This window comes from Brevibacterium atlanticum (assembly GCF_011617245.1).
Taxonomy (GTDB): Bacteria; Actinomycetota; Actinomycetes; order Actinomycetales; family Brevibacteriaceae; genus Brevibacterium; species Brevibacterium atlanticum.
In genome coordinates this window covers 1,698,444-1,716,653 of record NZ_CP050152.1, presented here as the reverse complement: position 1 = coordinate 1,716,653, position 18,210 = coordinate 1,698,444, and the positions used below count along the sequence as shown (strand labels likewise).

The 18,210-nt window shown below is 63.2% G+C and carries 24 protein-coding genes and 1 pseudogene; 8 read left to right on the top strand and 17 right to left on the bottom strand.

The annotated features are described in order from the left end of the window. Position 1: 1 nt before the first annotated feature. Complete coding sequence (gene arfB / locus GUY23_RS07560; protein ID WP_166971118.1) at positions 2–445, top strand: alternative ribosome rescue aminoacyl-tRNA hydrolase ArfB; 444 nt, start codon at positions 2–4, stop codon at positions 443–445. A 60-nt stretch (positions 446–505) separates the two neighbouring features. Further along, positions 506–1,000 (top strand): mycothiol transferase, encoded by a 495-nt coding sequence (locus GUY23_RS07555; RefSeq protein ID WP_166971116.1) that lies wholly within the window; start codon positions 506–508, stop codon positions 998–1,000. Between the two features lie 24 nt (positions 1,001–1,024). Here GUY23_RS07555 and GUY23_RS07550 read toward each other — a convergent pair whose 3' ends face one another. The 3 genes from GUY23_RS07550 to GUY23_RS07540 all read right to left on the bottom strand — a co-directional run bounded on the left by GUY23_RS07550 (position 1,025) and on the right by GUY23_RS07540 (position 2,753). Continuing rightward, a complete protein-coding gene (locus GUY23_RS07550) occupies positions 1,025–1,537 on the bottom strand; it encodes a GNAT family N-acetyltransferase (protein WP_208085512.1) in 513 nt (170 codons plus the stop codon). A gap of 243 nt (positions 1,538–1,780) precedes the next feature. After that, on the bottom strand, positions 1,781–2,278 hold the full coding sequence (locus GUY23_RS07545) for a GNAT family N-acetyltransferase (RefSeq protein ID WP_166971114.1): 498 nt from the start codon (positions 2,276–2,278) through the stop codon (positions 1,781–1,783). A 79-nt stretch (positions 2,279–2,357) separates the two neighbouring features. Further along, the gene (locus tag GUY23_RS07540; protein WP_166971112.1) at positions 2,358–2,753 is read right to left on the bottom strand and encodes a hypothetical protein; all 396 of its coding nucleotides are present in this window, start codon (positions 2,751–2,753) and stop codon (positions 2,358–2,360) included. Between the two features lie 82 nt (positions 2,754–2,835). On the opposite strand from GUY23_RS07540, the gene GUY23_RS07535 reads away from it, so the two are divergent. Then, positions 2,836–3,309, top strand: coding sequence for a phage tail protein (locus GUY23_RS07535; protein ID WP_166971110.1), 474 nt, complete (start codon positions 2,836–2,838; stop codon positions 3,307–3,309). On the opposite strand, the gene GUY23_RS18930 is transcribed toward GUY23_RS07535, so the two are convergent. From GUY23_RS18930 to GUY23_RS07515, 4 genes are all read right to left on the bottom strand, one after another. Continuing rightward, the gene (locus GUY23_RS18930; RefSeq protein ID WP_228282787.1) at positions 3,284–3,493 is read right to left on the bottom strand and encodes a YtoQ family protein; all 210 of its coding nucleotides are present in this window, start codon (positions 3,491–3,493) and stop codon (positions 3,284–3,286) included. The two genes, GUY23_RS07535 and GUY23_RS18930, sit on opposite strands and share 26 nt — an antisense overlap. Positions 3,494–3,683: 190 nt before the next feature. Next, positions 3,684–4,037 carry a DUF1801 domain-containing protein gene (locus tag GUY23_RS07525; protein ID WP_166971108.1) on the bottom strand — a complete coding sequence of 118 codons (354 nt, stop codon included), beginning with the start codon at positions 4,035–4,037 and terminating at the stop codon, positions 3,684–3,686. 221 nt (positions 4,038–4,258) lie between these two features. After that, complete coding sequence (locus tag GUY23_RS18595) at positions 4,259–5,488, bottom strand: alpha/beta hydrolase (protein WP_228282786.1); 1,230 nt, start codon at positions 5,486–5,488, stop codon at positions 4,259–4,261. Between the two features lie 817 nt (positions 5,489–6,305). Next, positions 6,306–7,253, bottom strand: a complete 948-nt coding sequence (locus GUY23_RS07515) for a LysR family transcriptional regulator (protein ID WP_166971104.1) — start codon at positions 7,251–7,253, stop codon at positions 6,306–6,308. Between the two features lie 123 nt (positions 7,254–7,376). Between GUY23_RS07515 and GUY23_RS07510 the strand changes: the two genes are divergently transcribed. Both GUY23_RS07510 and GUY23_RS07505 read left to right on the top strand, forming a co-directional pair. After that, a complete protein-coding gene (locus GUY23_RS07510; RefSeq protein ID WP_166971102.1) occupies positions 7,377–8,369 on the top strand; it encodes a putative oxygenase MesX in 993 nt (330 codons plus the stop codon). A 17-nt stretch (positions 8,370–8,386) separates the two neighbouring features. Next, positions 8,387–9,427 (top strand): methionine synthase, encoded by a 1,041-nt coding sequence (locus GUY23_RS07505; protein WP_166971100.1) that lies wholly within the window; start codon positions 8,387–8,389, stop codon positions 9,425–9,427. A gap of 174 nt (positions 9,428–9,601) precedes the next feature. Here the strand turns inward: GUY23_RS07505 and GUY23_RS07500 are convergent. The 9 genes and pseudogenes from GUY23_RS07500 to ychF form a co-directional block, all read right to left on the bottom strand. Then, positions 9,602–9,890 (bottom strand): annotated as a pseudogene (locus GUY23_RS07500) (DUF933 domain-containing protein); the annotation flags it as partial. A 125-nt stretch (positions 9,891–10,015) separates the two neighbouring features. After that, a complete protein-coding gene (locus GUY23_RS07495; protein WP_166971098.1) occupies positions 10,016–10,609 on the bottom strand; it encodes a helix-turn-helix domain-containing protein in 594 nt (197 codons plus the stop codon). 22 nt (positions 10,610–10,631) lie between these two features. Continuing rightward, positions 10,632–11,381: a phosphotransferase gene (locus GUY23_RS07490; protein WP_228282785.1), complete on the bottom strand. Its 750-nt coding sequence runs from the start codon at positions 11,379–11,381 to the stop codon at positions 10,632–10,634. Beyond that, positions 11,378–11,680 (bottom strand): HigA family addiction module antitoxin, encoded by a 303-nt coding sequence (locus tag GUY23_RS07485; RefSeq protein ID WP_166971096.1) that lies wholly within the window; start codon positions 11,678–11,680, stop codon positions 11,378–11,380. The genes GUY23_RS07490 and GUY23_RS07485 overlap by 4 nt, the downstream gene beginning before the upstream one ends. Then, positions 11,667–11,948, bottom strand: coding sequence for a type II toxin-antitoxin system RelE/ParE family toxin (locus tag GUY23_RS07480; protein WP_166971094.1), 282 nt, complete (start codon positions 11,946–11,948; stop codon positions 11,667–11,669). The genes GUY23_RS07485 and GUY23_RS07480 overlap by 14 nt, the downstream gene beginning before the upstream one ends. 93 nt (positions 11,949–12,041) lie before the next feature. Then, positions 12,042–12,608, bottom strand: coding sequence for a GNAT family N-acetyltransferase (locus GUY23_RS07475; protein WP_166971092.1), 567 nt, complete (start codon positions 12,606–12,608; stop codon positions 12,042–12,044). After that, positions 12,590–13,015: a type II toxin-antitoxin system VapC family toxin gene (locus GUY23_RS07470; RefSeq protein WP_166971090.1), complete on the bottom strand. Its 426-nt coding sequence runs from the start codon at positions 13,013–13,015 to the stop codon at positions 12,590–12,592. The genes GUY23_RS07475 and GUY23_RS07470 overlap by 19 nt, the downstream gene beginning before the upstream one ends. Then, positions 13,012–13,245 carry a FitA-like ribbon-helix-helix domain-containing protein gene (locus GUY23_RS07465; RefSeq protein ID WP_166971088.1) on the bottom strand — a complete coding sequence of 78 codons (234 nt, stop codon included), beginning with the start codon at positions 13,243–13,245 and terminating at the stop codon, positions 13,012–13,014. The genes GUY23_RS07470 and GUY23_RS07465 overlap by 4 nt, the downstream gene beginning before the upstream one ends. Positions 13,246–13,370: 125 nt before the next feature. Next, positions 13,371–14,456, bottom strand: coding sequence for a redox-regulated ATPase YchF (gene ychF / locus GUY23_RS07460; RefSeq protein WP_166971087.1), 1,086 nt, complete (start codon positions 14,454–14,456; stop codon positions 13,371–13,373). Positions 14,457–14,528: 72 nt separating this feature from the next. Here ychF and GUY23_RS07455 point away from each other — a divergent pair, with 72 nt between their 5' ends. The 3 genes from GUY23_RS07455 to GUY23_RS07445 all read left to right on the top strand — a co-directional run bounded on the left by GUY23_RS07455 (position 14,529) and on the right by GUY23_RS07445 (position 17,496). Beyond that, positions 14,529–15,722 (top strand): DNA recombination protein RmuC, encoded by a 1,194-nt coding sequence (locus tag GUY23_RS07455; RefSeq protein ID WP_166971085.1) that lies wholly within the window; start codon positions 14,529–14,531, stop codon positions 15,720–15,722. A gap of 145 nt (positions 15,723–15,867) precedes the next feature. After that, on the top strand, positions 15,868–17,166 hold the full coding sequence (gene xseA, locus GUY23_RS07450) for an exodeoxyribonuclease VII large subunit (RefSeq protein WP_166971083.1): 1,299 nt from the start codon (positions 15,868–15,870) through the stop codon (positions 17,164–17,166). 90 nt (positions 17,167–17,256) lie between these two features. Further along, positions 17,257–17,496: an exodeoxyribonuclease VII small subunit gene (locus GUY23_RS07445; RefSeq protein ID WP_166971081.1), complete on the top strand. Its 240-nt coding sequence runs from the start codon at positions 17,257–17,259 to the stop codon at positions 17,494–17,496. A gap of 26 nt (positions 17,497–17,522) precedes the next feature. Here the strand turns inward: GUY23_RS07445 and GUY23_RS07440 are convergent, their stop codons facing one another. Beyond that, complete coding sequence (locus GUY23_RS07440) at positions 17,523–18,173, bottom strand: DUF4245 domain-containing protein (protein WP_228282784.1); 651 nt, start codon at positions 18,171–18,173, stop codon at positions 17,523–17,525. Between the last annotated feature and the right edge of the window lie 37 nt (positions 18,174–18,210).

Genomic DNA, 18,210 nt, shown 5'->3' with positions numbered 1-18,210 from the left:
GATGAACGGTGATGTGCGTGTTCCCGCAGGACCAGGAATTCCGACCGGCCTGGTCATTCCCGCCGGCGAACTGAGCGAACAGTTCTCCCGTTCCTCGGGCCCGGGCGGGCAGCATGTCAACACTGCCGACTCTCGGGTGCAGCTGAGCCTGGATCTGGCGAGCGCGTCCTTCCTCACTGAGACCCAGCGCGATCGGGTGCTGAGTTTCCTGGCACCGAGGCTGACCGGCACCGTGCTCACGGTGACCTCCGAGTCGCAGCGATCTCAGGTGAAGAACCGGCAGGACGCGAGAGTCCGACTGGCACGACTGCTGCGGGAGGCCCTGGCACCGCCGACTCCCAGGCGAGCGTCGAAGCCCTCGCGTAACTCCCGTCGCCGCCGAGTCCGGACGGAACAGCGCAGATCCGAGATCAAACGCAACCGTCGCCGACCACGCCCGGACTGACATGTCGTGACAGGGCCGGTTTCCGTGACAGGACCGATGTCGAAGAGCAGAATGGGCGACATGAACAGCATCGAACTCCTCACCGACCTGGCACAGCGTCCCCTGCAGGCGGCCACCGCCCTCCCCCGACTGTCCGCCGATCAGCTCAACGACCACCTCGGCGGTCATCCGAATTCGGTGGCATGGCTGCTGTGGCACAGCGGCCGGGAGATCGACGTCCAACTGTCCGACCTCACCGGTCGCCCGCAGCAGTGGGAGGACTTCCGGGAGCGGTTCGACCTCGGCCAGCCCGGTGACGGCTTCGGCCTCGGGCACACTCCCGAGGAGGCCGCGCAGATCAGGGTCGACGATCAGCAGCTTCTCGTTAACTACCTCAAGGCGGTGCTGAACGCGTTCACCGACTATGCCGCCACACTGTCCGAGGCCGACCTCGGCGAAGTCATCGATGAGAACTGGACGCCCGCAGTCACCCGCGGGGTGCGGATGGTCTCGATCGTCGACGATGCCATCCAGCATGTCGCTCAGGCGGCTTTCATCGCCGGCGCCGAGGCCTGACCGCCCTGTCTGCCGTCGGCTCGGTCAGGGACGGCGGAAGTCCGTGACCTCGCCGAGGCTGTCCATCCCGGCCGCACGATAGGTCGCCACGGCGGCGGTATTCGATGAGGGTGTGGCGACCGTGACACTCGAGGCTCCCATCGCCCGCAACGTCGAGGCCGCTGCCTGTGCCATCGCGACGCCGAAGCCGTGTCCGCGGTGGGCGCTGTCGACCCCAAGTGGTTCGATGAGACCCGGGCGTCCCCGACCGGCCGACCAAACGGTCGTCGCCTCTGCCGCGTCCCCGGTTTCGGTGTAGCCGACGAGGCACCGAGCCTGCCGGTAAGCGTACCCGTCTGCCATCGCAGCCCACCGCTTGAGGGTCAGTGAAGATCCGGGGAAGGCTGCGGCTTCCACGCCGATGCGGTCCTCGACGCGGTCGGGGGTCACGACGTCGAATCGCAGAGGTACGGGAGGGACCGGGTCTGCCAACTCCCGACGCAGCTGAGTCCACGGTTCGTCGGTCGTCCATCCCGCCTCGGCGAGGATGCGCCTCATGGGCGTGGAAAGGCGAAACGGCCATGCGGATGAGTTCGGATTCGTCGAGGAATCCGACGGCGACGATCTCATCGTCTAGAACCCAAATTCGCAGGGCGGAGTCGAGCGCGGCGGCGCCGAAGCGCTGGTACCACCCGAGGTCGCCCGGATGGACCTGCACAGGCTGGCCTTCCGCCTGCCAGGTCGCGACGGTATCGATGATATCGGGCAGGTCGGTCACGGACGGTTCTCGCATGGTCATTCTCAGGTCCTGTCATCAGTGCGCCAGATGATCTCACCGTCGTCGAAGTCGTCGCTCGGGTGCAGCCCCAGTCGCTCGGCGACGCGATTCGACGCCACGTTGCCGGGATGGATTGCCGCCCGGAGATCGGTCACCGCGCGTTCGCCCAACCATTCGACCATGGCAACAGCCGCCTCGGTGGCCAATCCCTGCCGCTGTCGGTCGGGGGCGATGACCCAGGCGATGTCGGCCTGGTACCGCCCCTCATCAGTGGTCAGCGTGGCTTGGACGTATCCAACGGTGTTTGTCTTCACCTTGTCGCGGACGATCCAGTTCAGCCAGCCTGCGTCACCGGACGGTGCCCGGCCGGCCGCCTGCAGAGAGTACAGGCGCTGCAGTTCTGGCAGCGTCGGTGGGGTCCCTCCGATGAACTCGTAGAGTTCCGTCGCGGACAGGGTCTCGACCATCTCCTCGGCATGGTCGGGGGTCAGCGGTTCGAGGCGGAGACGCTGGGTGGACAACGGCACAGCTCGCGGCCAGTCCGGCGCGGGTGATCGGTTCGCTGTGCCATTCCTGGCGGTCTCTGACGAAGTCATCGGCTCAGGTCCCGTCTGCCCGGGTTGCGGCCATCTCATGCCACGTGAGTCGCACGTCTCCCGCTCCCGCGCGCAAGGCCTCGACGAGGTCTTCGGTCGCCCCCATGACGGAACCGATTCCGTCTTCGCCCGCCGATTTCAGCAGGATCTGCCACCCGTCTCCGTCGGCCGCCTTCGACGTCTCCGCGGTGTAACCGCCCCAATAGTGAACGCTCGTGCCGTCAGCGACTTCAGCGTCAGGCACTGCTGTGAGGGATGCGTGGAAGGAGTTCACCGCACGATCCGCCGCGGTACCAGTGACCGAGGCTCTGGCCTGAACCACGGTCTCCTCGTCGTACGGCCAGTCCTCGCGCCAGTGTCGTGACGGGGTGAAGGGTCGGACATCGGAACTGCTGTGCATGCACTCCTCCTTCGACGCACCCGGAGAGCGGGATGATTGGTGCCATCGTAGTCGCATGTGCGATCGGGCATATCCTTAGCCCATGCCCATCGAACCAGTTTCATTCACCGATGTCTCCGCCGAGGGACTCGAATCCTCCCCCGTCGCAGAGGCGCTCGCCGGTCTGCGCGCCAACGAGGCGCGGTACTTCTCCAACAAGTACAAACACACGTTCGCCGTGGCCCCGGCGGCTGAGGCGCAAGAGGCCCTGGACTGGGTGGAGGAGATCCTTGCCTCCGAGCGTGAGATCGCACCGACCTCGCCGGCTCTCGAAGTCAGCATCAATGATGTCGACGGCATCTATTGGGTGCACGTCTTCTATGAGTCCGGGCTCGCAGTCAATGTCCTATGGACACGAGCAGACGATGGCAAGCGGGCTGTCGGTTTCAAACTTTCGGAGGGCATGGAGGTGCCTCCCGAATTATCGGCGTTCAAGTTCGCCCGTCAGAAGTCGAAGCTCGCCGGAGAGATCCGTGGATCCTTCTTCAAGATCAAGGGTGATCATCCCCTGCCGTAGCGTCACGACGCGCAGCGCCTGAGGCCGCGAACGACCGTTTTTGCTCCTCGGTCGATTGGCACCAGGCTTCGGCCTCGGCATCGACTGCTTTGAGCGGGTGCACGATGTCGGCATCGTCGAGGGTCACATAGGGTGTGCCGAGTGCCGCCGTTGATCTCCTCGCGCCACTCGGTGTGGATCTCACCGGACAGGTAGACGGAGAAACTCATGTCGATCACTCCTCCCTCTTATAGCAGATTGGACTGCTTTTCCCCCTCAAGCACCACCATAGCCAATCGGAGGTCAGATTCTCGGAGCCGACCGCGGGGCTGAGCCCCGGACACAGACGGCGCACGCAGTGTCGTCTGCGGGCTCAGCCCCGGCGGTTGTCACCGTCAGGAGGTTACCGTCCTGACGATCTCGGCGATGCGCTTCTCGGCGACCTCGTCGATGGTCTCGAAGTACCATGCGGCGGGCATCAGCGATCCGTCGGAACCACCGGCTGGGGTGAGTTCGACCTTTTCCGTGAGGGCCAGGTTGACCCGGTCGTCATTGCGCAGTGTCACCAGTGCAGGAGTGCTCGCGGACAGAGCATAGGCAGGCATGCCGTACCAGATCCGCGGCTTGAGACTGGGGGCGACGGTCACGATGATCTCGTGCGCTCGCTGCATGAGCGATCGTTCCGGTTCGTCCATCTTCGCGATCTTGACGGTCACCTGGGACAGGTTCTTCTCGTCTTTGGTCGTCATCTCATGTCCTTACGTCGGCCGGTGTCTCGCACCGGCAGTTGAAGACGGCGCAAGAATGCGCCACACCCCATTTGGACATGTTCCGGACCGACCCGGAGCTCTCCGCAATGATTCAGGCTTAGGTACCTGGAAGTGCTGGCCACCGTACGTGCTGCCGATTTCCACAATACCTGCATCGACGCCTCCCGCCAGGACAGCCGAGATCCACAACAGACGTGTGGCTAGCGAAGTTGCTCGGATAAGTAGGCCTCTGCGATGCTCAGGTGTCCCTGGCTGCCGATTGAGTTCTTCGCCTTCTGCGTGTACGCATGATTGGCGAGGGGAACTTTCACGGTCGTGACGTCGACTCCGCGGCTTCGGGCCGATTCGGCCCATGAGAGCTGGTCGGTTGGGGTGATCACGTCATCGCGCATCGCTGTCATCATGAGCATCGGCGGCGCGGGTGCTTTCAGATGCGTGACGGAATCGGCCGCTGCGTAGCGTTCCGGATATTCCTCTGGTGTGCCACCCGTGTAGCTGGTCGCGAACAGGCGCGTGCCGGATCCCGCGCCTGGCCCGGTGGGAGCGTTCTCGTAGAGGCCCGTCACGTCGAACGCGGGGTAGTCGGCAATGACCGCTGCCGGAACCGGAACCTTCCCACCGCAGGACGACTCGGCGTCGCCTTGCGCTGCGGCACCGGCGGTGTTGGCGACCATGTTGCTGCCCGAACTCTCGCCCCAGAACGCCAAGCGGTCAATGTCCGCGCCGAGTGACGCTGCATGGGCCTGAATCCAGCTTGCTGCACATGCCACCTGCGAAGGTGCGCTCTGCCAGGTCGCGTTGTCCAGGGTGGCGAGTTCGTATTCGACCGAGACGACCAGATAACCGTGATCAGCGAGTTCACGAAGCTCTGAACTCGCTGCGTTCGGTTCGCCGGCGATCCAACCACCTCCGTGGACGTACATGATCGTGGGAGCTGAACCCTTCGCTCTCTCGGGTTCGTAGATCGATACGGAGAGGTCATCGCCTGAGCTGGATTTGTCGTACACTTCCTTGCGATCAGGCGATGCCGAGTCGATCGCCGAGAGTCCGAACGTCGCAGTGAACAGGTTCACCGAACCACCGGCCGAGGTGATGGCAACGAGGAGCACTATGCCGACAGCCAGATTCGCGATCGTGCTCACCGCTCCGAATCCTGTCACTGCAGCTCCGGTCCGTCGATGGCCTCGACGCAGCCAATCGATTCCGAACCCGAGCACAATCGCTCCGATCACAGTCGCTATCGGCGCAATCGTCGGCGCAAACCGAGCCGCAGCGGAACTGACTGGGCCAAGCCCGGGGATGAGCGATGCCAGGCCGATGACCGCGACGATCGCACCGAGCAAGAGCGCGAGGATGAGGCCCGTTGCCCGAATTGTATTGGCCACGCGCTGGGGCACCGCGGGCTGTGACGAACTTTTGCTGGCTGTCATCGTCGGTCCTCGCCTTCCGATCTTTCGGGTTGAGATTCCCTCTGCAGCAGATCTCATCGTGGCGGTCACCTGCTGACGCCAGGGGTCACTCTAACGCAGGCAGATTCTCATGACCTTGATGAATCGACCTGCGTCCACAGCCATGGGATCGCAATCAAGTCCTGCAGGAAATCCGGGATCGTAGCCAGCCTCATCGATGCTGCGAGGCTAGTCGGACACCCTGAACGATCTGCAGAGGTCATCGAGCAAGAATGCGGTTCGGCGGTCGCGATCGACTCGAGGCGGTCTTCAAGCGAGGGGCGAAGCGAGCCGTCGGCCTGCCACCACTCAGCAGCTGCGATGACTGCCACGATCCCCCGCATGTTCGCGATTCCGTTCAACACGAGCCGGTCTTCGGTTCACGAGCATCTGTTTGACGATCTCAAGCAAGGATCTCTCCGGATTTCACATCGCATCGAGTTTGCTTGCGAGCGGGACAGTGGCGTCGGCTACGCGTTCGGGGATGAGGTCACTGCGGGAAGGTGATGATTTGCTGGTCCAGCTGCTCGGCTTCATCCAGCGCCCTTGAGACGTGCCAGTATTGATCGACTGCCGCTGAAACGGCGTGGCCCGGTTCAGTCCGGCTCGCCGCGTACCGTGCCAGTCAATCCGGGTAGAGCACGCCGGAGCGTTCAGAGATGGCGATCGGGCGTTCCCCCGCATCATTGTCGGTCACATCTTCCATATTCACACGAGAACTGAAGCGGCCTTTGCTGCGGGAGCGCTGACGATCTGACGGCCTCGTGGGTCGAGGGAACCGCCTCGGCGCTGTCCTCGGTCACGCCTGATCGAGCAGCGCAATGCCGAAACCGCCGACGACGGCCCGAACTTCGTCGAGGTAGCGTTGCGCCTGTTCGGTCAGAGGGATCCCGGAATGATCGATCCAGCCGATCTCGATGCGTTCCTCGACCTCAAGTGGAATCGCGACGATGGCCGGATCGAGATCGTCGCTGATGATGCCCGTCGAGATGGTGTAGCCGTCGAGTCCGATCATCAGGTTGAAGATGGTCGCACGGTCAGAGACCCGGATCTCCTGCTTGCTCGACAGGGTGGAGAGAATCTCCTCGGCAAAGGAGAACGAGTTATTCGCACCCTGGTCGAAAGTGAGCCGCGGCAGGGCGGCAAGATCGTCCAAGGTGACGCGGTGGCGGGAGGCAAGCGGGTTCGTACGAGAGATGAAGATGTGTGGGGAGGCGAGGAAGAGCGGGTGGAACGCAAGTCCGGAATCTCGCAGCAGTTTGTCGATGACCTTCCTGTTGAAGTCGTTGCGGTAGAGGATGCCGAGCTCACTGCGGAGCGTGCGAACGTCTTCGATGATGTCCCAGGTACGTGTCTCTCGCAGTGAGAACTCGTACTCGGCAGCATCGCTGGCCTTGACCATCCGAACGAAAGCATCGACGACGAACGAGTAGTGCTGCGCCGAGACTCCGAGCAGACGCCGTGACGGTGGTCGCCCTAGATAGTGCTGTTCGAGGAGTTCCACCTGCTCGACGACCTGCCGGGCATAGCCGAGGAACTCCACACCGTCGTCAGTCAAAGTCACCCCGCGGGCGGACCGAACGAGCAGAGCGCGATCCACGCGAGTCTCCAGGTCCTTCATCGCAGCAGACATGGTCGGCTGGGAGACATAGAGGAGATCGGCGGCGGCGGTGATCGACCCCTCCGACGCGACCTCGATGAAGTACTGGAGTTGCAGCAGCGTGATGTTCTTCAGACCTCGAGACATAGTTCAAGGCTATAGGAATCCATAGTTCCCTCGAGTTACCCGATGACTGCCGGGGACGGGCAGGATGGATCACAGACATGCAAGCGACCGCAACCGGCCGAACACCCACCGAATTGGACGTCCATGACACCTGGGTTCTCATTCAGCATCACCACGACTCGATTCGACGAGGACTACTCGCCGTCAGAGAGCACCCGAGCGACGACGAACTTCGCCAACCTCGCCAGGGGCGAGGACCGTCAGCAGAACCTCCGCACTGCTCTGAGCATCATCAATCGCCGCTTCAACGAACTCGCGTCTTGGGACAATCCCGACCAGGATCGCTATGTCCTCGAACTCGACATCGTCTCCGGAGGACTTCACTTCACCTCGGGCGGTCGGGAACAGGAATTCCCCCTGCTCGAAGTCCTGGATATCCAGATCATCGACAGACTGACTGGAAAGCGTCACCCCGGGATCGTGGGGAACAATCTCTCGTCCTTCGTCCGCGATTTCGATTTCAGCGTGCGGCTGCCGGCTGCCAATGAGGCCGCAACCGAGTTCACGGTCCCCGATGACTTCGGTGACCTGCATGGCAAACTGTTCCAGCACTTCCTCGATTCTGCTGCCTATCGGGAACGGTTCCACACGGCACCCGTGATCTGCATCAGCGTGTCCACGAGCAAGTCGTACCGTCGGACCGAGAATCACCACCCGATTCTCGGATTCGAATACCAGCAGGACGAGTACTCGCTGACCGATGACTACTTCGCGAAGATGGGACTCCAGGTGAGGTATTTCATGCCACCGGGCAGCGTCGCACCGCTGGCCTTCTACCATCGCGGCGACCTCCTCGGCGACTATTCCGATCTGGCGCTCATCGGCACGATCAGCACGATGGAGACTTTCCAGAAGATCTATCGACCCGAGATCTACAACGCGCATACCGCCGCCGGAGAGGTCTACCGGCCGACGCTGGACCGGCACGACTTCTCGGAGATGCCTGTCACATATGATCGCGTCGAACGCAGCCAGCTCGGCATCAGACAGGGGAAGTTCACGGAGGAGTTCTTCGTCAACCCGCACCGAGAGATGCTCGAGCAGTGGGCTTCCGACCGACCCGTCCCAGTCGCATGACCGCAGGAGAAGAAACGATGACGCAGCCGCTGTTGCCCACCTCAATCGTCGGCAGCCTGCCGAAGCCGTCCTGGCTCGCGCAGCCCGAAACCCTCTGGTCCCCCTGGAACCTCCAGGGCGATGCCTTGGTCGAGGGCAGGCACGATGCCCTGCGCATCTCGACTCATGAGCAGACCACCCGCGGCATCGACATCGTCAGCGACGGAGAGCAGACCCGCCAACATTTCGTGACGACGTTCATCGAGCATCTCAGCGGAGTCGATTTCGAGAAGCGCAAGACGGTTCGGATCCGCGATCGCTACGACGCAAGCGTACCCACAGTCGTCAGCGCCGTAAGCCGCGAGAAACCGGTCTTCGTCGACGATGCGAAGTTCCTCCGCCAGCAGACCGATCAGCCGATCAAGTGGGCGCTGCCGGGACCGATGACGATGATCGACACACTCTATGACGACCACTACAAGAGCCGCGAGAAGCTGGCCTGGGAATTCGCCACGGTCCTCAATCAGGAGGCAAAGGAGCTGGAGGCGGCGGGGGTGGACATCATCCAGTTCGACGAGCCCGCTTTCAATGTCTTCTTCGAGGAGATGAAGGACTGGGGAGTCGCCGCGCTCGAACGGGCAGCGGAAGGTCTGCGGGCCGAGACCGCAGTACATATCTGCTATGGCTATGGGATCAAGGCGAACAACGACTGGAAAACGACTCTCGGGTCCGAGTGGCGCCAATACGAGGAATCGTTCCCCCTCCTGCAGCGCTCGAGCCTCGACATCGTCTCGCTCGAATGCCACAATTCCCATGTCCCGATGGACCTCATCGAACTGATCCGCGGCAAGAAGGTCATGCTCGGCGCCATCGACGTCGCAAACAAGACCATCGAGACGCCGGAGGAGGTCGCCGCTACTTTGCGCAAGGCACTGAAGTTCGCCGACGCGGACAAGCTCATTCCGAGCACGAACTGCGGCATGGCCCCCTTCGCGCGCGACGTCGCCCTCGCGAAGATGAGCGCCTTGAGTGCGGGAACAGCGATCGTCCGCGAGGAGCTGGTCGCGTCAAGGGTCTGACCGCCGCCGCACTCCGTCCGCCCAGGTCCCAAGCCGTCGTGCCCTTCCGCAATGATTCGGGCGTTCCGAGCCCGGGAAGTGCAGTGACAGCGCAGGCTGTCGTTGCCACAGTACCCCCAGCCTCTGCCGCAGACGCAGGGCAGAACGGAGAGTGGCTACCTATCAACGTTTGCCTCAGACGTTGAAGCGGAACTCCACGACGTCCCCGTCGACCATGATGTAGTCCTTGCGTTCCATCCGGACCGTGCCGGCGGACTTCGCGGCTGCCATCCAACCGGTTCGCATCGAGATCATCGAAGGACACGACCTCGGCCTTGATGAAGCCCTTCTGGAAGTCGGTATGGATGACTCCGGCCGCCTCGGGGGCGGTGGCGCCTTTCGGAATCGTCCACGCACGGGAATCCTTGGGACCGGCCGTCAGATAGGTCTGCCTACCGGAGTTGTCGAAGCCCGCTGCCGCGATCCCGGTGTTGCGATGAGCTCCGCCGACGGATATGGCGTTCTGCGGTCACGACCACAGCCAGAGCATGCTCACGATTCCGCTCTACACGCTCCAGTCTTCGATTCAAGACCATCTGCTTGACGATCTCAGGCAAGGATCTCACCGGATCTCACATCGACTAAGGGTCGTGACCGAATCGTCGAGACGAACGGCGACGGGTCCTCAGAGTTCCAGTCAACCGGTGCGATACGCGTGACGTTCACGGGCAAGTCGAGCTTGTCGCCTGCTTCGGCCGCAATCCCCGACAGCGTCCTCCGCGGCGCCTCCCCCACGACGAGGACGTCTAAGTCGTTGGGAAACTCACCGCTTTCCCCGGACCGGCGTGCGGCCCAAGATCCGTAGATAAGCAGCTCCTCCACCCCGTCGATCCCGGCGAAGAGCTCACGCAACACCGGCACCGGCCCGTAGGTCGCCGCGATCAGATCTCGCATCAGAGCGAACAATGGGCGGTCGGCATTAGCGCTCACGAGACGGTTTCGCCCCTCGTACCGGTCACGAAGCACGGCGGATTCGACCAGTCGCCCCACTTCGCGGTGCACGACCGGGCCACTCGTGCCGGTCCGCCGCCCAAGCTCTGCCAGCGTAAACTCCCGATCAGGGTGCCCGAGAGTCTCGGCAAGAATCGCCCCAACGGCATCCGAGCGCACGAAAGGCGTCAGCTGCGGTGCCATATTCTTCATAGAACACGAAGATATCTTCCGCTTATAGGAAGAGTCGAGAGTGTGCCACCGCTCGCCAGTGATCGCCGTGGCCGTTCAGAAACATGGTCCCCCAGGGTTCCACTCCGTCGCGATGAGCATCTCGAAGCATCTCATACATCGCCCAGGTTCGCTGCACCAGCACGTCAGGAATAACGCTGCGCAGCTCCGCCTCGGCGCGGTACCCGTCAACAAAGGCGCGGAGTGACTGCCCTGCCACGTTGGGATCAACCGACGTGTCGTTGAGCGTGAAGGCCTGCGCGGAGTACGCCAGGTCCCACAACTGGGTACTCGCAGCCGCACCATCCCAGTCGATAAATACCCAGCGCTCACCCAGCAGAAGGTTCCAGGGCGTGAGATCTCCGTGACACACCCAGTCGGGCGCTGGCACCGGTATCAGTGCAGGAGCCAGTCCAAGACCATCAGCGTCGAGCCCAGCGCTCGCATCGTGGATGTCCCTGACCATCCCTCCGACTCGCTCGAGTTGCGCATGAGTCATGGGCGGCGCATCCATCGCAAGAACGCCGTCGACGAACTCCGCGACCAGCCGCCCCTGGGAGTCCCGCCCCATCGGTAACGGCACATCCACACCACGCTGACGTAGAACTCGCATGAAATTGAGAACGCCAGACGCGCCGTCAAACCACGGTTTGCGCACTGTCCCACCGACCCGGACGACGAGAGCCGCCGCGTTACCACCCGACAGTGGTTCTTCCGGCACCCTGCCCACCTGATCGGAGTGCTCGCCGTTCACGCCACCTGCAGCGGAACGATCGAAGCGATCTGCTCACCTGCCTGGTCCTCGGCGCGGTCGAGCTCGTAATGACTCTGCAGGTTGATCCAGAACTCCGCCGACGTGCCGAAGTACTTCGCCAGCCGCAGCGCGGTGTCCGCCGTGATCCCGCGCTTGCCGTGCACGATCTCGTTGATCCGTCGAGGCGGCACACCGATCGAGACCGCGAGCTTGTTCTGCGTGATCCCGAAGCCCTCGATAAAGTCCTCCATGAGAACCTCCCCAGGGTGGATCGGCTCGATCCTGTCAGTTGTAGTCAACGATCTCCACCTCCTCCGGTCCGGCGTCCGTCCATGTGATACAGACTCGCCACTGGTCGTTGATCCTGATGCTGTACTGCCCGGCCCGATCACCCTTGAGAGCTTCGAGCCGGTTGCCAGGTGGGTTGCGAAGGTCCTCAAGGGGCTCCGCGGATCCCGCCTGAAGAAGCTTGCGCAATGCGACCCGATGGATCCTCGGATCGATGGACCGCACGCGCTCACGACGCCACAGCCGTTCGGTCGCCTTGTCGCCGAACGATCTGATCACGAGTCGAGCTTATAACGGAAGCCGTCAATAACGCTAGACGTTAAACCGGAACTCCACCACGTTCCGGCACGCACGGCCATCTGCAGTCAGCGACTACCAAGCCCGTCCGCTCAGGTCGATGTCTCCCTCGGGCCACAGCTCGAGCGGGGCTATTGGCAGGATGACGATCGGCGGGCCGGGCTCGTCCACAACCGGTTCGCTATCACGCCCGATCGACCTCACGCGGGCAAGGATCTTCTTCCGACCAGATGACTCGTAGAACGGGACGACCTGCTCTCGACAGCCCAAGTAGTCGCACGCGACGCGGCCGCGATCGCGCATCCACTGCACTGCCCAGCCCATGAGTTCGCGCCCGCGACCCTTCCATCTTGCGTCAGCGGAGAAAAAGACACCGCCAACTCCCGCGATTGCAAGGGTCTCCGTACCGACAGCGATCTCGCGGCGCGCCCAGCCCACGTGGCCAACGATGCGACCTTCGATCCGCGCCATGAGGTGGACATCGTGTGACGCGTAACCGTAAGGCTGTTGTGGATCCCACTCTCCGAACTCCTTGAGATACTCGCTGTCGAAGGGCTGTCGAAAACCATCCAGAACGGCCTCAGTGAGCTCCTGGTGGACGAGGACCTCGATCGAATGACGCTTTACGCGTCCACATTCCACGGGTCGAAGAGTTCGACGCCGGTGTGCTGGAAATCCTTCACATTGCGCGTAGCGCAGGTTGCCCCGTGCGCCAGGCAGATCGCGGCGATCTGGGCGTCGGGGGTACTGACCGGCGTACCTGCCGCCTCACGCGACGCGAGCACCTCCGCGTATCGCTCCGCCGCGTCAGCATCGAATGCGAGCACCGACTGGCTCCCCCGATACGGCGCTACCGCCTCTTCGATCCCGTGCGCCAGCTCGTCTTTGCGTCGGCCGTCCGGGAGCCTTCGAACACCGGCAAGCAACTCCGCAAGAGTGATGGACGTGATCGCGACGTCGCCCGTCAGCGACACGAGCCACTCGACGACACGAGGCTCCGGAGAGGGCCGAAAGATCTCCGAGAGGACGTTCGTGTCGAGGACGATCATTCGAAGTCCGCCGCCCGTGCGACATCATCGCGCGTCGGAATCGGCAGCTCATCGACCCCACCGACATCCCGCGCCACACCCAGAAGAGCCATGCCGATGTGCGGCCGTCGAGCCGCCTTCGTCAGGATGTCGCGAACCTCGGCCTCCATGGACCGCCCGTGCTCCTTCGCCTGAGATGCGAGCTGTTGCTTCACGTGGTCATCGAGACCACGCACGATGATGGATGACATGAGCCCCCCCTTCTGCTATCAACTATGATAGCTCTGATTGCGCGATGCGGAAAGACAAGGACGAGACATCGAAGCCCCGCCGATCACGAAGATCGACGGGGCCCGCGGAGCAGAATCAGCTCACATTACACGTTGAAGCGGAACTCCACGACGTCCCCATCGACCATGATGTAGTCCTTGCCTTCCATCCGGACCTTGCCGGCGGCCTTCGCGGCAGCCATCGAACCGTTCGCATCGAGATCATCGAAGGACACGACCTCGGCCTTGATGAAGCCCTTCTGGAAGTCGGTGTGGATGACCCCGGCCGCCTCGGGCGCGGTGGCACCCTTCGGAATCGTCCACGCGCGGGATTCCTTGGGACCGGCGGTCAGGTAGGTCTGCAGACCGAGCGTATCGAATCCGACGCGAGCCAGCTTGTCCAGACCGGCCTCGTCCTGGCCGGTGGATTCCAGCATCTCGAGAGCTTCCTCCGCGTCGAGCTCAGCGAGTTCGGACTCGAACTTCGCATCAAGGAAGATCGCCTCGACCGGCGCCACCAGGGCACGCATCTCATCCTTCTTCGCCTCATCGGCCAGAACATCGTCGTCGACGTTGAAGACATAGAGGAACGGCTTGACGGTCATCAGCTGCAGTTCACGGAGATTGCTGACATCGAACTTATCCGCCTGCATCGCCTGATACAGGGTCTTGCCGCTCTCGAGCACCTCGGTGGCGGCATCGATCGCGGTCAGCTGCTCGGCCGGGGCACGCTTGCCCTTGACTTCCTTCTCGATCCGCGGCCGGGCCTTCTCCAAGGTCTGGAGATCGGCGAGGATGAGTTCGGTGTTGATCGTATCGATGTCGTCGGCCGGGCTGATCTTACCGTCGACGTGGACGACATCGTCGTCGACGAATCCACGGATCACCTGGCAGATGGCATCGGCCTCACGGATGTTGGCGAGGAACTGATTGCCCAGGCCTTCACCCTCGGACGCGCCGCGCACGATGCCCGCGATGTCGACGAAGTCGACCGTGGCGTTGAGGATGCGCTCGGAGGAGAAGATCTCCGCCAGCCGACCCAGCCGGGCGTCGGGCAGAGGCACCACGCCGACATTGGGTTCGATCGTCGCGAACGGGTAGTTCGCCGCGAGAACTTGGTTCTTGGTCAGTGCGTTAAACATGGTCGACTTGCCGACGTTGGGCAGTCCCACGATTCCGATAGTCAGAGCCACGGTAGTCAAGTCTAGCCGTCGCCGAGGTGGTCCTCGAATTCTCGCGTCAGTGCCCTCTGTCACCCTGGAATCATGAATGCTTTCCCCGCCTCCGGTGTCATCATCGCCTTCGTCGTGACGATCGTCCTCGCCTCCGCCCTCGGCTTCCTCCTCGGGCGCGCGCTCACCCGCTCCCGCTACCTCGAGAGACTCACTCGCGCCGAAACCACGTCCCGCATTCTGTCCGAACGGACGGAGGACCTCGAGGCCGATGCCCAGATGGCCGGCGAGATCACCGCTGCCATCGGCCCCCTAGCCGCGAGTGTGAAGAACTTGCAGGAGAATCTCCATGCCCAGGATCGGACCCAGATCGAACAGATCACCCGCCTGAACTCACAGATCGGACACCTCAGCCAGCAGAACCTGCGTCTCCAGGAATCCACCGGGACCCTGGCCAATGCCCTGAACTCGACCACCCACCGAGGCGACTGGGGCGAAGTGCAGCTGCGACGCATCGTCGAATACGCAGGGCTCCTCCCCCACGTCGACTTCGACACCCAGGTCAGCAGCGACCGTGACGGCAAACGGCATCGCCCCGATATGGTCGTGCACCTGCCCGGCGGCGGCACGATCATCATCGACGCGAAGACACCGCTGTCGGCGCGGATGGGCAGTGCGGACTCGGATGCGGCGGATGGCTCGGATGCTCAGGATCATGCTCGGGCTCTCCTGCGCCACGTCGATGCGCTGGCGTCGAAGGAGTATTGGAAGTCGTTCGACTCCTCACCTGACTTCGTCGTCTGCTTCGTACCCACCGACGGGCTGCTGTCCTCGGCGGCCGCAAGCTATCCGAAGATGATCGATCATGCGCTGGGCAAGAACGTCGTCCTTGCCTCCCCGGCTACCCTGCTGGTCCTGCTCAAGACGGTGGCGCTGAACTGGCGCCAGGCCGACATGTCCACCTCGGCGAGCGAAGTCCTCCGCCTCGGGACGGAGCTCTACGAGCGCATCGGTACGCTCGTGACGCATGTGTCGCGGATGGGAGCCAGTCTCGACCGGTCTGTCGAGGACTACAACCGATTCGTCTCCTCGTTGGAATCGCGCTTCCTCGTCACCGCCCGAAAGTTCCCGTCGACGGGGATCGTCGCCGACGAACTCGACGCAGTCGCCGAACTCGATGCTCGCGCCCGCGGAATCAGCGCCGAGGAGCTGACCCGCCCTCGCTCCGGACGATTCGACGAGCGCCGTCCCACCGACCTGCGCGACCGTCACACAGGGACGAGCTGACTCGCCTCCGAGGTCTCAGCGGAGTCTTCGCAGCTCCTTCGGCGGGGCAGACGTCGGTGTGGGAACGGTGACGGCACCTAGGCACAGCGATGTGGGTCTACGTCAGTGGTGTTCGTTAGGCTGGGGGCTCGGAAGGGGACACACCATGGCACAACGCATCTCCGGGACTCCCGGCACGCTCGGCGAAGCCGTCGCACCGAAGGAGCTCGCCGCTACAGCCGCCGAGACCACGGCGGAGAACCCGTGGCCGCTGAGCCTGCTCTCGTCGAAGATGAAATCCTATATCGACCGCATGTCGAGCGTGTGGATTGAGGGACAGGTCGTCGAGCTCAACCACCGCGGCAAAGCCAGCTACCTCACCCTGCGCGACACCGATGTCGAGATGTCTCTGCCCGTTCAGATCTGGAAGAACGTTCTCGAACGCACAGGCGCACCCCTGACCGAAGGCAGCCACGTCGTGGCCAACCTCAAGGCCGATTTCTGGACGAAGACCGGACGGCTGACAATGCGGGCCAACGACATCCGCGCTGTCGGCCTCGGCGAACTGCTCGCCCGACTCGAACGGCTGAAGAAGCAACTGGCCGCCGAAGGACTCTTCGACCCGGGCCGGAAGCTCCGACTTCCCTTCCTGCCGAACCGGATCGGCCTGATCACCGGACGTGACTCGGACGCGCAGAAGGACGTTGTGCGCAATGTGCACCTGAGGTGGCCCGCGGCAGAGTTCGAGATCCGCAACTGCGCCGTGCAGGGCCCGGATGCGGTGCCCGGGGTGATGAAGAACCTCGCCGAACTCGACGAAGACCCGAACATCGACGTCATCGTCATCGCCCGCGGTGGGGGCAGCATGGAGGATCTCCTGCCGTTCTCGAACGAGGCGCTCGTGCGCGCCGTCTCCGCGGCCCGGACGCCGGTGGTCTCGGCGATCGGGCACGAGGCCGACCGCCCGATCCTCGACGAGGTCGCCGATATGCGCGCCTCGACGCCGACGGATGCGGCCAAGCGCATCGTTCCCGATGTCGCTGAGGAGGGGATGAACCTGCTGCGGGCCCGTGCCGAACTCGAAGCCGCGGTCAATCGCATTCTCGACCGCGAGCAGGAGATGCTCACTGCAGTACGCTCTCGACCGGTGCTGGCCGAACCGCAGACGCTGATCACCGCACACGAGAACGAGCTGACGACGACCCGGCGGCGCGGCCTGCAGGCGATGAACGGGCTGGTCATTCAGGCCCAGAACGAAATCCATCACCTGCGATCGCAGGCACGGTCGCTCTCGCCGCTGCGCACCCTCGAACGCGGCTATGCCGTCGTTCAGACCGACGCGGGGCAGGCGGTCCGCGATGCCGCCGAGGTGGCTGCCGGGGACACGGTCCATGTGCGTGTTGCACATGGACGCTTCGATGCCGATATCACCGAGGTCACGCCCGACACCGAGCCCGACGACTGACCAGTACGCCGCATCACTGCGAATCGACCTCACACCACCAGACCGACGCCGTCCAAACAGCCGACACCGCACCACGAGAAGGAGCCCACGATGACCGAACCGACGACCGCGCAGGACCAGCCCGATATCAGCACGCTGAGCTACGAACAGGCGCGCGAGGAACTCGTCATGACCGTCAAACGACTCGAGACGGGCAATCTGCCCCTCGAGGAATCCCTGCGACTCTGGGAACGCGGGGAAGCCCTGGCCGACCGCTGCCAGTCATGGCTCAACGGCGCCCGCGAACGGCTGGACAAGGCACGCGAAGAAACCTCCGACGACGCGGAGTGAACGCGGACGCGGAGTGAGCCGGCGGCTCACTTCAGCTGCGCAGCGACCTGGTCGGCGAAGGAGTTGATCGTGTCCGGGGCGGCGGTCGCCGTCATGACGACATATACGTCGCCCTTGTGCGTGACCCAGTATTCCTTAGCATCATCGGTTCGGTAGATCTGGAAGTCGGCTCCGCCGACGGTGACCTTCTCCGCGGCGACGGCGTCATCGGTCTTCTTCTTCGCCCAGTTCGCGCTGGCCTTGGACTGCTCGATGCTCACCCACTGATCGTCGGTGCCGATGAAGGACATGTACCAGGAGAGGAACTCTGAGTCATTGAGGCGATCGAGGGTCGCTTCATTGGCCGACCAGCCTTGAGGGATCTGCGGCACGATGAGGTCGAAGTCCGCGTTGCCCTCGGACTGCTCGGCGATGCCCTGATAGTCGACGACACGTTCGGAATCGACCTCCGGCTGCGGAGCAATGAACAGGATCCCCACTGCCACCGCCAGACACGCGAGGATGGCAATGACCATGTTCACCCAGTTCGAGTTCTTCCGCAGGAAGCGCATCTCTTCCCGGGAACCCGGCAACATCGCTCCGGACTCGTCAGCCATGGTCTCTCCCTTGGGGCCCGAGTTCGTGTCGTTGACGACCGTTCGGGTACCCGCCTCCTCGGCAGCATTTCGGACATTCACATCGCCATTGTCCTCGGCTGGGGCACCAAGAGCCAAT

What these genes read in the sequence shown, in the direction of transcription:
- arfB (WP_166971118.1), top strand. Translation starts at nt 2, where the DNA reads ATGAACGGTGATGTGCGTGTTCCCGCAGGACCAGGAATTCCGACCGGC.
- GUY23_RS07555 (WP_166971116.1), top strand. Translation starts at nt 506, where the DNA reads ATGAACAGCATCGAACTCCTCACCGACCTGGCACAGCGTCCCCTGCAG.
- GUY23_RS07550 (WP_208085512.1), bottom strand. Translation starts at nt 1,537, where the DNA reads ATGAGGCGCATCCTCGCCGAGGCGGGATGGACGACCGACGAACCGTGG.
- GUY23_RS07540 (WP_166971112.1), bottom strand. Translation starts at nt 2,753, where the DNA reads ATGCACAGCAGTTCCGATGTCCGACCCTTCACCCCGTCACGACACTGG.
- GUY23_RS07535 (WP_166971110.1), top strand. Translation starts at nt 2,836, where the DNA reads ATGCCCATCGAACCAGTTTCATTCACCGATGTCTCCGCCGAGGGACTC.
- GUY23_RS07525 (WP_166971108.1), bottom strand. Translation starts at nt 4,037, where the DNA reads ATGACGACCAAAGACGAGAAGAACCTGTCCCAGGTGACCGTCAAGATC.
- GUY23_RS18595 (WP_228282786.1), bottom strand. Translation starts at nt 5,488, where the DNA reads ATGACAGCCAGCAAAAGTTCGTCACAGCCCGCGGTGCCCCAGCGCGTG.
- GUY23_RS07515 (WP_166971104.1), bottom strand. Translation starts at nt 7,253, where the DNA reads ATGTCTCGAGGTCTGAAGAACATCACGCTGCTGCAACTCCAGTACTTC.
- GUY23_RS07510 (WP_166971102.1), top strand. Translation starts at nt 7,377, where the DNA reads ATGACACCTGGGTTCTCATTCAGCATCACCACGACTCGATTCGACGAG.
- GUY23_RS07505 (WP_166971100.1), top strand. Translation starts at nt 8,387, where the DNA reads ATGACGCAGCCGCTGTTGCCCACCTCAATCGTCGGCAGCCTGCCGAAG.
- GUY23_RS07495 (WP_166971098.1), bottom strand. Translation starts at nt 10,609, where the DNA reads ATGAAGAATATGGCACCGCAGCTGACGCCTTTCGTGCGCTCGGATGCC.
- GUY23_RS07470 (WP_166971090.1), bottom strand. Translation starts at nt 13,015, where the DNA reads ATGATCGTCCTCGACACGAACGTCCTCTCGGAGATCTTTCGGCCCTCT.
- GUY23_RS07465 (WP_166971088.1), bottom strand. Translation starts at nt 13,245, where the DNA reads ATGTCATCCATCATCGTGCGTGGTCTCGATGACCACGTGAAGCAACAG.
- GUY23_RS07455 (WP_166971085.1), top strand. Translation starts at nt 14,529, where the DNA reads ATGAATGCTTTCCCCGCCTCCGGTGTCATCATCGCCTTCGTCGTGACG.
- xseA (WP_166971083.1), top strand. Translation starts at nt 15,868, where the DNA reads ATGGCACAACGCATCTCCGGGACTCCCGGCACGCTCGGCGAAGCCGTC.
- GUY23_RS07445 (WP_166971081.1), top strand. Translation starts at nt 17,257, where the DNA reads ATGACCGAACCGACGACCGCGCAGGACCAGCCCGATATCAGCACGCTG.